This window comes from Ciceribacter azotifigens (assembly GCF_048159625.1).
Lineage (GTDB): Bacteria > Pseudomonadota > Alphaproteobacteria > Rhizobiales > Rhizobiaceae > Allorhizobium > Allorhizobium azotifigens.
In genome coordinates, this window is the sequence record NZ_JBLQTA010000009.1 from 1 (window position 1) to 15,150 (window position 15,150).

General features: G+C 63.6%; 17 protein-coding genes and 2 tRNA genes. 11 read left to right on the forward strand and 8 right to left on the reverse strand.

The genetic code is table 11. The annotated features are described in order from the left end of the window. Window positions 1–20 precede the first annotated feature (20 nt). Together ACM6UT_RS13870 and ACM6UT_RS13875 are read right to left on the reverse strand one after the other, a co-directional pair. Complete coding sequence (locus tag ACM6UT_RS13870; RefSeq protein WP_416797937.1) at window positions 21–1,109, reverse strand: hypothetical protein; 1,089 nt, start codon at window positions 1,107–1,109, stop codon at window positions 21–23. Between the two features lie 114 nt (window positions 1,110–1,223). Beyond that, window positions 1,224–1,298: transfer RNA gene (locus ACM6UT_RS13875), tRNA-Thr, on the reverse strand. 159 nt (window positions 1,299–1,457) lie between these two features. Here ACM6UT_RS13875 and ACM6UT_RS13880 point away from each other — a divergent pair. The 10 genes from ACM6UT_RS13880 to ACM6UT_RS13925 all read left to right on the forward strand — a co-directional run bounded on the left by ACM6UT_RS13880 (window position 1,458) and on the right by ACM6UT_RS13925 (window position 7,461). Continuing rightward, window positions 1,458–1,700: a hypothetical protein gene (locus tag ACM6UT_RS13880; RefSeq protein WP_416797938.1), complete on the forward strand. Its 243-nt coding sequence runs from the start codon at window positions 1,458–1,460 to the stop codon at window positions 1,698–1,700. Window positions 1,701–1,828: 128 nt separating this feature from the next. After that, window positions 1,829–3,121, forward strand: coding sequence for a UDP-N-acetylglucosamine 1-carboxyvinyltransferase (gene murA / locus ACM6UT_RS13885; RefSeq protein ID WP_416797939.1), 1,293 nt, complete (start codon window positions 1,829–1,831; stop codon window positions 3,119–3,121). 128 nt (window positions 3,122–3,249) lie between these two features. After that, window positions 3,250–3,684: a DUF2948 family protein gene (locus tag ACM6UT_RS13890; RefSeq protein WP_416797940.1), complete on the forward strand. Its 435-nt coding sequence runs from the start codon at window positions 3,250–3,252 to the stop codon at window positions 3,682–3,684. Between the two features lie 41 nt (window positions 3,685–3,725). Next, on the forward strand, window positions 3,726–5,024 hold the full coding sequence (gene hisD / locus ACM6UT_RS13895; RefSeq protein ID WP_416797941.1) for a histidinol dehydrogenase: 1,299 nt from the start codon (window positions 3,726–3,728) through the stop codon (window positions 5,022–5,024). Window positions 5,025–5,027: 3 nt separating this feature from the next. Beyond that, window positions 5,028–5,501 carry a UPF0262 family protein gene (locus ACM6UT_RS13900; RefSeq protein ID WP_182305337.1) on the forward strand — a complete coding sequence of 158 codons (474 nt, stop codon included), beginning with the start codon at window positions 5,028–5,030 and terminating at the stop codon, window positions 5,499–5,501. Between the two features lie 5 nt (window positions 5,502–5,506). Next, complete coding sequence (locus tag ACM6UT_RS13905) at window positions 5,507–5,971, forward strand: arsenate-mycothiol transferase ArsC (RefSeq protein ID WP_416797942.1); 465 nt, start codon at window positions 5,507–5,509, stop codon at window positions 5,969–5,971. A 132-nt stretch (window positions 5,972–6,103) separates the two neighbouring features. Next, on the forward strand, window positions 6,104–6,322 hold the full coding sequence (infA, locus tag ACM6UT_RS13910; protein ID WP_004435948.1) for a translation initiation factor IF-1: 219 nt from the start codon (window positions 6,104–6,106) through the stop codon (window positions 6,320–6,322). A 36-nt stretch (window positions 6,323–6,358) separates the two neighbouring features. Next, window positions 6,359–6,979: a Maf-like protein gene (locus tag ACM6UT_RS13915; protein WP_416797943.1), complete on the forward strand. Its 621-nt coding sequence runs from the start codon at window positions 6,359–6,361 to the stop codon at window positions 6,977–6,979. A gap of 3 nt (window positions 6,980–6,982) precedes the next feature. Then, window positions 6,983–7,195, forward strand: coding sequence for a DNA gyrase inhibitor YacG (yacG, locus tag ACM6UT_RS13920; protein ID WP_416797944.1), 213 nt, complete (start codon window positions 6,983–6,985; stop codon window positions 7,193–7,195). Window positions 7,196–7,385: 190 nt separating this feature from the next. Next, window positions 7,386–7,461 (forward strand) — tRNA-Phe (locus ACM6UT_RS13925). 113 nt (window positions 7,462–7,574) lie between these two features. On the opposite strand, the gene ACM6UT_RS13930 is transcribed toward ACM6UT_RS13925, so the two are convergent. The 5 genes from ACM6UT_RS13930 to ACM6UT_RS13950 all read right to left on the reverse strand — a co-directional run bounded on the left by ACM6UT_RS13930 (window position 7,575) and on the right by ACM6UT_RS13950 (window position 12,800). Continuing rightward, the gene (locus ACM6UT_RS13930; RefSeq protein WP_416797945.1) at window positions 7,575–8,888 is read right to left on the reverse strand and encodes an HlyD family type I secretion periplasmic adaptor subunit; all 1,314 of its coding nucleotides are present in this window, start codon (window positions 8,886–8,888) and stop codon (window positions 7,575–7,577) included. Next, on the reverse strand, window positions 8,885–10,549 hold the full coding sequence (locus tag ACM6UT_RS13935) for a type I secretion system permease/ATPase (RefSeq protein ID WP_416797946.1): 1,665 nt from the start codon (window positions 10,547–10,549) through the stop codon (window positions 8,885–8,887). The genes ACM6UT_RS13930 and ACM6UT_RS13935 overlap by 4 nt, the downstream gene beginning before the upstream one ends. A 197-nt stretch (window positions 10,550–10,746) precedes the next feature. After that, entirely contained in the window at window positions 10,747–11,442 is a 696-nt protein-coding gene (locus tag ACM6UT_RS13940) for a DUF4334 domain-containing protein (protein ID WP_416797947.1), read from the reverse strand. An 18-nt stretch (window positions 11,443–11,460) separates the two neighbouring features. After that, a complete protein-coding gene (locus ACM6UT_RS13945; RefSeq protein WP_416797948.1) occupies window positions 11,461–11,751 on the reverse strand; it encodes a BON domain-containing protein in 291 nt (96 codons plus the stop codon). Between the two features lie 71 nt (window positions 11,752–11,822). Next, window positions 11,823–12,800 (reverse strand): SDR family oxidoreductase, encoded by a 978-nt coding sequence (locus ACM6UT_RS13950; protein WP_416797949.1) that lies wholly within the window; start codon window positions 12,798–12,800, stop codon window positions 11,823–11,825. 292 nt (window positions 12,801–13,092) lie between these two features. Between ACM6UT_RS13950 and ACM6UT_RS13955 the strand changes: the two genes are divergently transcribed. Continuing rightward, window positions 13,093–14,721 carry an HWE histidine kinase domain-containing protein gene (locus ACM6UT_RS13955; protein ID WP_416797950.1) on the forward strand — a complete coding sequence of 543 codons (1,629 nt, stop codon included), beginning with the start codon at window positions 13,093–13,095 and terminating at the stop codon, window positions 14,719–14,721. A 67-nt stretch (window positions 14,722–14,788) separates the two neighbouring features. On the opposite strand, the gene ACM6UT_RS13960 is transcribed toward ACM6UT_RS13955, so the two are convergent. After that, a complete protein-coding gene (locus tag ACM6UT_RS13960; RefSeq protein WP_416797951.1) occupies window positions 14,789–15,046 on the reverse strand; it encodes a hypothetical protein in 258 nt (85 codons plus the stop codon). Window positions 15,047–15,150 lie beyond the last annotated feature (104 nt).

Genomic DNA, 15,150 nt, shown 5'->3' on the forward strand with positions numbered 1-15,150 from the left:
TCCAGATTGTCGCGCTGATCTCATCCAGATTGTCGCTCTACAGCGCAGATAAGCGGCGCCCATTTTTTTGCTGCACTTGTCCCAGGCTTCTCGCGTGTTTGAGGATTCTCGGACTGCGGCGGCTCATACGCCAGAGATAGCTTTAAAATCGCTGTCGCCTCGTCCACTGTGAAACCCTTTGGTCGCGTGATAGTCTTGGCGGCGACCTTTATCTTGACCTCTTTTGCCACGTTGCCCTCGAGAAGGTCGTTCGAGACAGCCCAGTTCAAAACTGCACTAACCGCGGTCAAATAGACGTCCTTCACGGTGCGTGGCGAGAGGTTCATTCGAAGTTTCTCGTCTTTCCACTCGAGCAGCACCTTCTTCGTGAGCTTGCGAGCATCTGTTGTCCTGGCAAACGTGATCAGGTCTTCGATGACAGGTCGCCAGCGTTTTTCCGCTCCTTGGCCTCGGCCACTGGCTTTCAGCTCCGCCATGTAGCGAGCGAAAATGTCGAGAAGGGGTACGGGCGGTTGAGGATCAGCAACCGGTTGAGCGTTCGCGATCAACGGATGACCAGGTGTACCCGAGAAATCGCCCTCGTCGCGTTCGGCTACGCGTTCTAGGGCCTCCAATTCGGAAATGCAGAGCGCTCGAGCAATGGCGCGCCAATCGTCGGTGCCGTAGACAGCAGTTGTGTTGCCGAGTCGGCGGTAGCGCTCGATTCTGTCGCCAACGAGGTCCTGCAGCGCCGCGTCTGTCAGCTTGCCAGCAACGCCGGCTCGAAGGTCAGCGACATACATGTCATCAATGCCCAAGTTCGCCCAGGGTGTAGCACTGTTTCTCAGGCGCTCATCGAATTGCAGCCTTTCACTATAGTTGCGCGCGGCGAGCTGTTCCGCCGAGAGTGGGTACCGACCGAGTGCGATCGGTTCGCCTCGGACTTCCTGTGCCTTACGCTCGGCGATACTGATCTGGCTTTGGAGATTGGCGACAGCGCGGTGAAGGCGAGAAAGTGCGATCCGTCGGTCCGGCCCAAGGGCCTCGCGGAGCTCGGTCTTGTTTTCAAGAAAGGGCCGAAGGGATTTCGGGATCACGAGCCGCGCGAAGTAGCGGCCGTTGCGGTCCAAGAGATATCGGGGTCGGCGAGCCATAGATCTTCCGTTTTGTAACGAACGTTGTAACGAAAGAATGTACGGAAGGCCCGGAAAATCAAGAGTATCAATGAAATCAACGGGAAGGAATGGTGCTGCTAGAGAGATTTGAACTCTCGGCCTCTCCCTTACCAAGGGAGTGCTCTACCCCTGAGCTATAGCAGCTTGCAGTGTCGGGCGCGGTGCGCCGTTCGAAGCGTGCGGGCCTATTGCCACAGGTTTTCGATGAGCGCAAGCCGCAAATTCGAACTTCCGTGCAAGATTTCCGGGCGTGCGGCGCGAACCCTTTTGGAACCCCGGGTTTTCCGCTATCAAGCGGCAATGATGAAGGAAACCACCGAGTCGAGGGCGGGGGACGAAGTGCAGGCCGCCGGCGTAGTATCGCAGGGGCATGGCGTACCAAAGGCCTCTTCCGCATTGAGGGCGGAGGAACGCAAGGCGCGTGCTGCCGAAAAGCTCAAGGAAAACCTGCGCCGTCGCAAGCAGCAACTTCGCGCCCGGCGGGCGGGTGCGGCCGACGAGACGGAAGGCTTGCCTGCCGCAAAATCGACCAAAGACGATGTTTAGTGCGTGCCGGACCGCGTCGGCTGCCCGGCCGAATTGAACGCGGTCTTCTTTTCGTCTAAAGAGCGACGCTCTCGCGCAGGCGGGATCGGGGATAACGAGAGAAAGGCGGGCGCCGCCCGTAGGATCATATGGATCGTATCAGGATTGTCGGCGGTAACGCGCTCAATGGGGTCATCCCGATTTCCGGCGCGAAGAACGCCGCACTGCCGCTGATCATTGCCTCGCTGCTGACGAGCGACACGCTGACGCTCGAAAACGTGCCCCATCTGGCCGACGTCGAGCTTCTCCTGCGTATCCTCGGCAATCACGGCGTCGATGTCTCTGTCAACGGCCGTCGTGAACACCAGAACGGCTCCTATTCCCGCACCATCCATTTCACCTGCCGCACGATCGTCGACACGACGGCTCCCTACGAGCTCGTCTCCAAGATGCGTGCGAGCTTCTGGGTCATCGGTCCGCTGCTCGCTCGCGAGGGCCGTGCGCGCGTTTCGCTGCCCGGCGGCTGTGCGATCGGCACGCGCCCCGTCGACCTCTTCATCGAGGGGCTCACGGCGCTCGGGGCGATGATCGAGATCGACGGTGGTTATGTCGAAGCGCGGGCGCCGAAGGGTGGCCTCGTCGGCGGCACCTATACCTTCCCCAAGGTGTCGGTTGGTGCGACGCACGTCATGCTGATGGCCGCATCGCTCGCCCGCGGCAAGACCGTTATCAACAACGCTGCCCGCGAGCCAGAAATCGTCGATCTCGCCGCCTGCCTGAACGCCATGGGAGCGAAGATCTCCGGCGCCGGCACCCCGACGATCGTCATCGAAGGTGTGGAGGCGCTGTCGGGCGCCCGTCACCGCGTGCTCCCCGACCGTATCGAGACCGGAACCTACGCCATGGCGGTTGCCATGACCGGCGGCGATGTCGTTCTGGAAGGCACCGACGCCGCCCTCCTCGACACGGCGCTCGAGGCCATTCGCCGGGCCGGTGCGATTGTTACGCCCGTGGAGAACGGCATCCGCGTGGTGCGCAACGGTAGCGACATCCGCCCGGTCGACATCGTCACCGAACCTTTCCCCGGCTTCCCGACAGACCTGCAGGCGCAGTTCATGGGGCTGATGACACGGGCAAACGGTGTCTCGCACGTCACCGAGACGATCTTCGAAAACCGGTTCATGCACGTCCAGGAACTCGCCCGTCTCGGCGCCAAGATCACGCTCGCCGGTCAGACCGCGAGGATCGAGGGCGTGAGCCGCCTGCGCGGCGCGCCCGTCATGGCGACCGATCTGCGTGCCTCGGTGTCGCTGGTCATCGCCGGCCTCGCCGCCGAAGGCGAGACGCTTGTCTCCCGCGTCTATCACCTCGACCGCGGCTTCGAGCGGCTGGAGGAAAAGCTCGGCCGTTGCGGTGCCATCGTCGAGCGCATCAGCGATTAATACCAAGTCTCGATGATGGACCGCTTTCCGGTGGCGCTTCCGGCGTTGCCTATTGCGTTGCGGCTCCCTATGTCGGAAGGGAAGATGGCAAGGCCGGAGCGTTTCCGGCCTAATCGGGAATCGGTGCTATGACGGACCTCAAGCTTCTCGCTCTCGACAATGACGACCTCGCCGTGATCTCGGCGCACATGCAGGATGCGGTCTTCAAGGTCGGCGATATCGCCTATCTGCCGCGCACGCGCCAGTTCACGCTGGTCGCCAATCGCTTTGTCTGGGAGCAGGCCGAGCGCAAGCGCAGGAGTTTCGAGCGCAGGCGGACGATCCTGACTTTCAAGCGGGTAGAGGCGGTGCGCTCGACCGGCATAGACCGGACGAGGACCGACGATGTCCGTTCGCTTCTTGCCGTTCGCTTCCGGCAGGAAGGCGAGGGGCCGGGCGGGGTTCTGGAGCTGGTGCTCGCCGGCGGCGGCACGATTGCCCTTGAAGTCGAATGTATCGAAGGACAGCTTGCAGATACCGGCGCGGCATGGGAAACCACCCGCATACCCGGTCATCCGGTTTGATGTCGGGCTTGAGGACGGGTCGAGGAAAGGGGTAGCAGGACGTGGCAATCTGGCTTGAACAAGGAGCCGAGGATTTCGAGGAACGCTTCGCCGCCTTCCTCACGACGAAGCGGGAAGTCTCCGCCGACGTCAACGATGTGGTGCACGCCATCATCGAGGACGTCAGGGCACGCGGCGACGCGGCACTCGCGGAATATTCGCTCCGCTTCGACGGCGTCGATTTCTCCCGCATCGGCATGCGCGTCACGGAGGACGAGATCACAGCGGCGATCGCGAAGGTCGAGCCGGAGGTGATGGACGCGCTGAAGCTTGCCGCCGAGCGCATCGAACGCCACCACGCCCGCCAGCTGCCGAAGGACGATATCTACGAGGACACGCTCGGCGTGGGGCTCGGTTCGCGCTGGACGGCGATCGACGCCGTCGGCCTCTATGTCCCGGGCGGTACCGCAAGCTACCCGAGCTCGGTTCTGATGAACGCCCTGCCGGCGAAAGTTGCCGGCGTCGAGCGCATCGTCATCACAGTGCCGGCAACCGGCGGCGACATCAACCCGACGGTGCTTGCCGCAGCACGGATCGCGGGCGTGACGGAGATTTATCGCGTCGGCGGCGCGCAGGCCGTGGCGGCACTTGCCTACGGTACCGAAACGATCGCCCCCGTCGCCAAGATCGTCGGCCCGGGCAATGCCTATGTGGCGGCGGCCAAGCGACAGGTCTTCGGGACCGTCGGCATCGACATGATCGCCGGCCCCTCCGAGGTGCTGGTGATCGCCGATGCCAACAACGATCCGGACTGGCTCGCCGCCGACCTGCTCGCCCAGGCCGAGCACGACCGCGGCGCCCAGTCGATCCTGATCACCGACGATCTGCCGCTTGCCAAGGCCGTCGAGGCGGCCGTCGGGCGGCAGCTGAAATCGCTCTCCCGCTCGGAGACGGCGGCCGCGAGCTGGGCGGATTTCGGTGCCATCATCCTCGTGCCGGACATGAAGGCCGCCCTGCCGCTCGCCAACCGCATCGCGCCGGAGCATCTCGAACTCGCCGTCGACGACCCTGACGCGCTGATGGCCGGCGTGCGCAACGCGGGGGCGATCTTCCTCGGGCGCCACACGCCGGAGGCGATCGGCGACTATGTCGGCGGTTCGAACCACGTTCTGCCGACCGCGCGCTCGGCACGGTTCTCCTCGGGTCTTTCCGTGCTCGATTTCGTCAAGCGCACCTCGATCCTCCGGCTCGGCCCGGGGCAGTTGCGCAGTCTGGCACCGGCGGCAATCGCGCTCGCCCGCAGCGAAGGGCTCGACGCGCACGCGCGATCGGTCGCAATCCGGCTCAATCTCGAAGGCTGAGCGATGGCGAAGGGCGACTACCGGCTCTGCGACGTGATTCTCGACGAAACGATCGGGCGCTCGACGCCCGATGTCGAGCACGAGCGGGCAGTCGCCATCTTCGATCTCATTGAGGAAAATTCTTTCGAGCCGGTCGGCCATCCTGGCGGCCCCTACAAGCTCTATCTATCGCTCGTCGACAGCAAGCTCGTCTTCTCCATCAAGACCGAGAAGGAGGAGGCGGTCGCGACGCACATCCTCTCGCTCACGCCGTTCCGGCGGATCATCCGGGACTACTTCATGATCTGCGAGAGCTATTACGAGGCGATCCGTTCCTCGACCCCGAGCCAGATCGAGGCGATCGACATGGGCCGCCGTGGCGTCCACAATGAGGGATCGCAGACGCTGATGGATCGGCTGTCCGGCAAAATCCGGATCGATTTCGATACGGCCCGCCGGCTCTTCACCCTGGTCTGCGTCCTCTATTGGCGCGGGTAGGCCCAATGACAGGCGCGGAGGAGACGAGCAAAGGGCGCAGGATGCCTGGCGCCATCCTCTTCATCTGCGGCATGAATGCGATCCGTTCGCCGATGGCGGAGCTGATTGCCCGCAAGCTCCTGCCGCAGGGTGTCTACGTCGCCTCCGCCGGCGTGCGGTCGGGGGAGCGTGATCCCTTCGTCGACGTTGTGCTTGAGGAAATCGGCCTATCGCTCGGGAGGCGCCAGCCGCAGACGCTCGACGATCTGGAGGATGATTTCTTCGATCTCGTCGTCACGCTCGCTCCCGAGGCGCATCACGCGGCGCTCGAGCTCACCCGCTCGTCGGCGGTCGAGGTAGTCTACTGGCCGATGCCGGATCCGACGGTTGCGACCGGCACGCGCGAGCAGATTCTCGGCGCCTATCGCGAGGTGCGCGACCGCATCGAGCGGCGAATTCGCGAGGAACTCGTGGCGACCGGATCGCGGTGAGTAAGCACCTATTGAAACAAATTGCGAAAGCGCGATCTACAAGGTTCACAAAACCGTGGTGATTGTGTAGTTTCCGCGCACATTTCAGGGTCGCAGACGGCCTGAAGCAACAGACAGAAAGACAACCCCTCAATGGCAAAAGAAGAAGTCCTCGAATTTCCCGGTGTCGTCACCGAATTGCTGCCCAACGCCACCTTCCGCGTCAAGCTCGAAAACGAGCACGAAATCATCGCCCATACGGCCGGCCGCATGCGCAAGAACCGCATCCGCGTTCTCGCCGGCGACAAGGTGCTCGTCGAGATGACCCCTTACGACCTCACCAAGGGCCGCATCACCTACCGCTTCAAGTAAGCAGTCGACTTTACGCAGGCAGACGCCCGAGGACCCATGGACCCGACACAGAAGCTGATACTGGCCTCAGGTTCCCCGCGCCGCGTCGACCTCCTGATGCAGGCCGGCATCGAGCCCGCGCGGCTGATGCCGATGGACCTCGACGAAACGCCGAAGAAGGCGGAGCACCCCCGCTCGCTGGCGCGCCGGCTGTCGACCGAGAAGGCGCGTGCCGCCCACGATGCGGTGAAGGGCGACTTCTACTGGGATGGTTCCTATATTCTCGCCGCCGATACGGTTGTCGCCGTCGGTCGCCGCATTCTCCCCAAGGCGGAATTCATCGAGGAAGCCGCCTCCTGTCTGCACCTTCTTTCGGGCCGCGGCCACTGGGTCTTCACCGGCATCTGTCTCATCACGCCGGACGGTGCCGTCCGCCACAAGGTGATCGAGACCAAGGTACGCTTCAAGCGGCTGTCGGCTGCCGAGATCGAAGCCTATCTCGCCTCCGGCGAGTGGCGCGGCAAGGCGGGGGCCTATGCCGTGCAGGGGCTCGCCGGCTGCTTCGTGCAGAAGCTTGTCGGCTCCTATACCAATGTCGTCGGCCTGCCGCTCTTCGAGGCCACCCAGCTGCTGGCGGGCGAGGGTTTCGACGTCCAGGCGGCGTGGAAGGAGGGCTGAGCGATGGCGGAAGACACCCCCGATAGCAAGGGCAAAGTCGAACCCTTGCGCAAGACCCGGCCCTGCCCGGAATGTGGCCGGCCCTCGACCCGCGAGAGCTATCCCTTCTGCTCGGAACGCTGCCGTTCGCTCGACCTCTCGCGCTGGCTCAAGGGCAGCTATGCGATCCCGGTCGCCGAGGACGAATCCCAGGCGGATGACGAAAACCGCAACTGAAGCCGCGCCCGGCGGGCAGCGAAGCCTTTAGAATTGCTTGATTTTTTGCGTTTGTAGCGAACCTGTCAAAAAAGTGCCGATTGGTGCTGGACATGGCCGAACAAGATGCTATAACCGCGCTCGCTCCGGGGGACAAAACGCCCCCGCCGATCCTGAATAAGGACCGGATGGCTTGCAAGACGAGCCTGATGCCCGGATAGCTCAGTTGGTAGAGCAGCGGATTGAAAATCCGCGTGTCGGTGGTTCAAATCCGCCTCCGGGCACCATTTTTCTCAAAACGGAAAATTTGCCTCTCCTGTCGTAAGCGCTTCGAACCGCTGTTTGTGCGACAGCGACGCGACGCTTTCATGTATCGAAGGATCAGTCGACCCGGTCGACGTCAGTCCTCCCGCATGGCGCGGGCGATCTGGTCGGCGAGCGGCTTCGTCAGATAGGAAAGTGCCGTGCGCTCGCCGGTCTCGATGAAGGCTTCGACCGGCATTCCCGATTGCAGGACGAGCTCGCCGAGCCTGGCGATTTCCTCCCGCGACATATCGATGCGCACTGTGTACCAGGTCTCGCCCGTCTCCTTGCTGGCACTCAGATTGGCGCCGATCGTCTCGACCGTCCCGAAAATCTCCGGCGTCGTGCGCTGGTTGAAGGCGGAAAAGCGCAGCACCGCCTGCTGGCCGGCATGCAACTGGTCGATGTCGGCGGGGCGCACGCGGGCCTCGACCACGAGCGCGTCGTTCACCGGCACGATCTGCATGATCGTCTCGCCGGGCGTGATCACGCCGCCGATGGTATGCACCGCAAGCTCGTGCACGAGGCCGTCTTGCGGCGCGAGGATATCCACGCGCTTCAGTTCGTCGAGGGCGGCCACCCGCTGTTCGGCGAGTTCCGCAAGCTTGTTCTCTATATCCCTGAGTTCCGTCAGCACCTCGGCGCGCCGGTCCTGGTCGAGCTGCAGGATCTGCAGCTCGGTTTCGGTGATGCGGGTTGCCGCGCGCGCGATCTCCGAGGTGAGCTGCCCGCGTTCGCCGGCAAGCTGCGCCTTCACACGCTGGAGTGCGGCGACCTGCGAGAAGGGCGTCAGCTGCTTTTCATGCAGCGTGACGACGCCTGTCAGCTCCTCTTCGATGAGCTTCAGCTCGTCATCCTTGGCAGCCCGGCGGGCGACGAGCCCTTCCGATTCCTGCCGGATCTGGTCGATGCGCTCTCGAAGCTGCGCCTTCTGCCCCTCGATCGTGCGCTTGCGGGCCTTGAAAAGCGCTTCCTCTGCCTTCACGTAGTCTGCGACCTCCGGTTCGGAAAGCCGCGCCTTCAGCTCATCGGGCACCGTGACCTCCGCCGCCTCGTCGCGTTCGGCGGCAAGTCGCATGCGGCGCGCGGTCAGCTGGTCGATCTGCTTCGTGATGACCGCCAGGTTGGCCCGCGTGATGGTGTCGTCGAGGCGGATGAGGAGGTCGCCGGCCGCGACCCGCGAGCCGTTCTTGACCCGGATCTCGCCGACAATGCCGCCGCTGCGGTGCTGCACTAGCTTGACGTTGCCTTCGACCACCACCATGCCCGGCGCGACCACGGCGCCGGCGAGCTTGCTGGTCGCGGCCCAGCCGCCGATCCCGAGGATGAGCACCGCGATCGCCGTCGCAGCGACGGTCATGGAACGGGCGATGGAGCGGGAGGCCCTGCTCTTGCGCGGACTGTCTGTCATGAATTCTCCGAAACGGCACGGACCGTCGTCTTGCGCAGGACTTCGTCGCGCGGGCCGAAGGCGACCATCCGCCCCTCATTGAGAACGAGGACATGATCGACGGCGGCAAGCGCACTCGGGCGATGGGCGATGACGATCACGACCGAGCCCGCTTTGCGGGCGGCGATGATGGCATTGGTGAGGGCGGCTTCGCCTTCGGCGTCGAGGCTGGCATTCGGCTCATCGAGGACGATGAGGAACGGCGTGCCGTACAGAGCGCGGGCAAGTCCGACGCGCTGGCGCTGGCCGGCGGAGAGGATCGCGCCGCCGGCGCCGATGCGGGTGTCGTAGCCGTCCGGCATCGACAGGATCAAGCTGTGGGCGCCCGCCATCGTCGCGGCCTCGATGATCGCCTCCGGCCTTGCCTGGGGCGAAAAGCGGGCGATGTTCTCGGCGATCGTGCCGTCGAAGAGCTCGACGTCCTGCGGCAGATAGCCGATCGAGGAGCCGAGGGCTTCGGGATCCCATTGGGCGAGTTCGGCGCCGTCGAGGCGGACCGTTCCGCGGGCCGCCGGCCAGACGCCGACGAGAATGCGCGCCAGCGTCGACTTGCCCGAGCCGCTCGGTCCGATGATCCCGAGGCCTTGGCCGGCCTTGAGCTCGAAGCCGACATCCCGGACGATGATCGCGGTCGTGCCCGGCGCGACCGCAGTGATCGCGACCGCCGCGATCGTCTGCCGGGGCGCCGGCAGGGCCATCGGCACGCTGCCGGTTCTCAGTTTCTCGAGGACTTCCTCGAGCCGCCGACGCGCCTGGCGGGCGTTCACGAAGCCGCGCCACTGGCCGATCACCAACTCGATGGGCGCCAACGCCCGGGAGGTGAGGATGGAGGCGGCGATCATCGCGCCGGGAGAGGCGAGTTGCCAGATCGCCAGCCAGGCCCCGAGCGCCAGAACGCCCGACTGGAGTGCGAGGCGGAAGATCTTGGAAGCCGCGGAGAAGCTGCTGGTGACGTCGCCGGCACGTCGCTGTTTTTCGATGAAGTCGGCGTTGGTCGCCTCCCAGCGGACGGCATAGGCTTCGCGCATGCCCATCGCCTGCAGGACCTCGGCGTTGCGCCGTCCGGCTTCCAGGTAGTCGGAGCGTCTTGCCGCAAGCAGGGAAAGGAGCCGCATCGGTTCCCGCAGCATCACTTCGCTGGTGAGGGTCAGCACGATCAGCACGACGGCACCCGCGACGGCGAGCCAGCCGAAATACGGATGGAAGAGGAAGAGGATGACGAGGTAAAGGGGCAGCCACGGCAGGTCAGCGATCGCGATCGGTCCCTGACCGCTCATGAAGCCGCGCAGCTGATCGAGATCGCGAAGCGGTTGCGGCACGCTCTCCTTCTTCGAAAGCCGAAGCGGCAGCTTGAGGACGGCGTCGAAGGCAGGTCTGCCGAGCTCTTCTTCGAGCCGCTGTCCGATCTGTGTGAGAATACGCGAACGGATGACCTCGAACAGCGCCTGAAACAGGTAAAGGGTCACGGCGAGCATCGACAGCGCCACAAGCGTCGGCACGCTGCGGCTCGCCAGAACCCGGTCGTAGACCTGCATCATGAAGAGCGGTCCGGTGAGCATCAGGATGTTGGTCACGGCACTGAGGGCGACGATGCCGGCGAAGGCGGCTCTGGTTTGCCTCAAGGCCGCGGCAACCAGGGGGCGTCGCGTCTCTTGCAATGTGGCGGTCAATTCGTCCCCCTGGCACTCTACGAAATCGCGGGCGTTCTCACCGTCCACTGCGGCAAGCTTCACCAGAATCTCGCGGAGATTGCAATGGCTTCGGGCGGCCTGCCACGGGCAATGCCGTTTCCCCCCATGCTGCCAAAATCAGGCGGAATTCAGATGGCCGGGCTCGCGTCTCCGTAACGTATCGGCGCGCCGCCGGCGTCAGCCTCCCGACGGAGAAGAAAGAAGAACGGCTGTTCCATGCCGCGCATGTCCATCAAGCCGAGGACGCGGATTGCATCGATGCGCCGGAAACAGTCGATCACCGGAAGCGAGTCATAAACCATCGCGGCACTGACGACGCCGCGGAAAGCGAGGCTCCGCAGCCGCGCAGCCGGCCGACGGGTCGAAAGGAGATAGCCGAAGCGAAGGAACAGCTGCACGGGGATCGGACCGAGCCACAGACGCGGGCTATGCTGAAGATGACGGAGCGGAATAAAGGCGGGATCGAGTGCAAAGAGCCTTCCACTCCGGCGACGGAAAAGCAGAGGGTCGACATCTTCGGACGAGCGGAACTCCTTGCCGTACCAGGAAAGTGTCTCGAGTACGCCATCGAGCGGATGACCCGTCGGCAGATCCCGACCGCGCCAGCGCCCCAGCATTCCCGCTTCCTCCACGGCCTCCAACCCATCGAAGTGGCCGAGCGCCAGCCGTGTCGAGATCGCATGATCCTCCCACTCGGCGAGCCAGGCGGGCGTCGCCGGTCCGGTTGCCGGAGCATTGGAGATCTCGGCAACGCCATAATCGCGTGTCCGCCTTCCGCTCGTCATCGCCGGGTGCCAGCCGTCAATCCGTATGTAGCCTGTCATGGCGCGTTTCCTTGACGCTCATGCGTCGTCAGGCTTGCGTGCGTATTCCGCTGCGAGATCGATCTCGACCTTCTCGACGCCGGGAACGGAAAGGGCGATTTCGACGGCGCGGTCGATTTCTTCGGGCCAGGTGACACCGCCGGAGAGAAAGACCGTACTTCCGGCGGCGGTTACCGAGATATCACTGGCGTCAACGCCTTCACTGACGGCGAGCAACTGCGCCACCGCCGTCTCCAGTGGTTCGTGATCACTGAATTCGACCTCTACCTCCGGCTTCTCTCCGAAAAAACGCTGCGGTTTGAAAACCATGTCGCGCCTCCTGTCATCCTTCCGGGCCACCTGACGGAGAACGCGCGAGGCAGGCGTTTGTTCAACCGTAGTCAGTAGCCGCCGATGACCGGGAGAATCTCTCCGGTGATGTAGCTCGAGCACTGCGGGGAGGCGAGGAAGACGTAGGCCGGTGCAAGCTCTTCCGGCTGCGCCGGACGTTTCATCGGCACTTTGGAACCAAACTGCGAGACCTCGTCGGCTTGCTTGTCGGACGGATTGAGCGGTGTCCAGACCGGGCCGGGGGCCACGGCGTTCACGCGTATGCCACGGCTTGCCAGGTTGGAGGCAAGAGCGCGCGTGAAGGAGTGGATTCCGCCCTTGGTCATGGAATAGTCGAGAAGTGCCGCACTTCCCATGAGCCCCACGACGGAGCCGGTATTGATGATCGATGAGCCTTGCTTGAGGTGGGGCACCGCCGCCTTGGCCATGTAGAAGTAGCCATAGAGGTTCGTCTTGATCGTCATGTCGAAGTGTTCGATCGAGAGGTCCTCGATCGTCTTCGAGTGCACCTGGAACGCGGCATTGTTGACGAGAACGTCGATCTTGCCGAACATTTTGACGGTCTCGTCGATCACTTGCCGGCAATAGTCCGGATCGCGGACGTCTCCGCGGCTGACGAGGCAGCGACGCCCTTCCGCCTCGACCGCGCGGCGTGTCTCATCCGCATCGCGGTCCTCGGCGAGATGTGAGATCGTCACATCGGCACCTTCGCGGGCGAAGAGAATTGCGACGGCCCGGCCGATCCCCGAGTCGCCGCCCGTGATCACCGCGACCATGCCGTCGAGTTTGCCCGAGCCCTTGTAGAAGGGAGCGTCGTACATCGGCGGCGGATCGAGACGATATTCCATGCCCGGTTTGGGCTCATGCTGCGGTGGAAACGGCGGTTCGGGATAGCGCCGTGCTCCCGCCTGGACCGCGCGGCCTCCATCTTTCGACTTGCCTTGGCTCGCGTCCGCACCTGCAACCTCCTCCTGGATTGCACGTTGTTCATCCGCTGCTCTGGTTCTGTCGCCGGAGAGTTTGTCCATTGCTCTGCCCTTCCTTGATCGTCAGGAGTTTCCGGATATCGGCGGTTCGGTCGAGCGATCGCCTTTCTGCGCGACCGAACCATGCATCGGGTGCGATTGTTCCGAAACTTGGCCGTGTAGCGGTTGGCAGTGGCAGGAACCTACGTTATCACTAATGTTTAAGGCTGGAGAAAGGGCGAGGATGTCATGGCGAGCGATGTTGCTTACGTTTCCCCGAGGAACCCTGGTACGATCTAGGGCTGCAGGCGGGTTATCCCGATTTTTCCCGACCACGTCGCTCGGCATCTATCTCATGGCGATGGCGGCGCTTACGATCCTGCCGTTCCTCGGTTTCGTGGTCTTCCTGCTGGTGCAGCTCGAGAACGGTGAGCGGGCGACATTGCGTCGTGAAACAGCTCAAGATGCCCAGGTGATTGGCCGCAGCGTCGAACGCCGGCTCCAGGAGATGGCCACCACGCTGCGATTGCTGTCGACCTCGCCCGAACTCGAGTCAGGGGACCTCGTCGCTTTTCAGGACCGGACCGCATCGAGCCTGCGGGCGAGCTCGCTCTATCTCCTGCTCGTCGACAGGCAGGGCGAACAGCTCATGAATACGCGCGTGGCGCCCGGCAAGCCCTTGCAGAGGATATCCAACATTCCCGCGCTGCAGTCCGCTCTCTCGTCCGGACAGACCGAGGTCTCGGATATCTTCTTCGGGGCGACGAGCCAGCGGTGGGTATTCAACGTCACCATGCCGCTGACGCGGGAGCAGTCACCGAATGCTGCGGCGATGATCCTCGCCCAGGATGCCGGCGACCTGTCCAGCATGACGGCGACGGACGCGCTGCCGCCCGGCTGGTCCGCAGCGATCATCGACGCAAACGGCGATGTGGTGGTGTCGAGCGGGCCGGACAATCAGCCTTCCGGAACCCCCTTTCCGAAAGAGATGGTGAACGTGATGACGGGGGGCAATGACAGCGCCGTCGTTCCGGTGTCCGATCCGCAGACACTGGTCGGCTACTACCGAATCCCCGGCTGGAGCTGGCAAACGGTCACCTGGGGACCGATCTCCTCGGCGCAAGAAACCCTCATGAGCACCTGGCGCCGCCTCTTTTTCGGCAGCTCGATTCTGTTGGTCCTCAGTCTGTTGGTGGCCTGGGCGATCGCGCAGCAGCTGCGCCGGTCGGTGAGGCAGATCACCGCGATGGCCGAGCAGATCGGTGAAGGAGAAATCGTCTCTCCGGTTGTGACGAAGATCACCGAGGCGAACCAGGTCGCCATCGCACTCTCCAACGCATCCTTCGACCGGCGCCAGGCGGAGGATCGCGTTCACCTGGTCCTCAATGAGCTGGTCCACCGCACGACGAACATCCTCACCCTGGTGCAGTCCATGATGCGTCAAATCTCCCGGAAGAGCAGCAACATGGAGGAGTTCCAGGCGGCCATCGGAGGGCGTCTCTCCGGCCTCGCGCGCTCCATCGAGGCGCTAGCGCGAGAACAATGGGTCGGCATTCCGTTGTCGCAACTCGTCAATCTTCAGCTCTCCACTGTTGCGGGCTCCTGCGACCGTGTGACCCTGGTGGGCAGCGATTTCACTCTGAATACCCAGGCCGTGCAGAATCTCGGCCTCGTGTTCTACGAACTCGGGACGAATTCGGTGAAATACGGGGCGCTTTCGACGCCGACCGGCCGGATTCTCGTAAAGTGGCACATTATCGAAGGTGACCTCGGGCCGATGCTCGAAATCTGCTGGGCGGAGAGCGGTGGGCCACCCGTGGAGGAGCCCCATCGCCGCGGTTTCGGCACGACGATCATCGAGCGCCACGCCGCCAGCGCTTTCGGCGGCAAGGTGGAGCTCCACTATCGACGCGACGGTATGACCTGGATACTGAAGGCTCCATTCCGCGCCTTCGAGATCGAGAACGGCCAGTCCGGGCACTGATGTCGCGGTGCGTCCCGGCGTCAGCCGGCAGTCCTGATCGCGGGTGGAAAATCGGGCGAGCCGGAGCTCACGATGCCACTGCGCGGGCGCGGGCGGCATCGAGCACCGCGCGCACCTCGTCGGCCATCACCGCCTCCCGGGCATACCCGGCGGACGGCGTGAGCCCCGGATCTTCCGCGCCGTCGAGCGGCATGTCGTCCTGCTCGAGATAGCGGATGATTTGCGCGCCTGCCGGCTCCTTCATCAAAAGGGAAAGGATAGTGACCAGAAGCTCGCGATGGGCGTTCAGACGCCCTTCGATATCCTGTCGTGTCAGTTCTTTCATGGCTCTTGCGGTCTCCTACACCAATTCGTTGCTTTGCCGCAGAAGGAACAAATTGCGGGGGCAATGATTTCACGTGTTGAACGGAGTATCAACGACCATGAAGA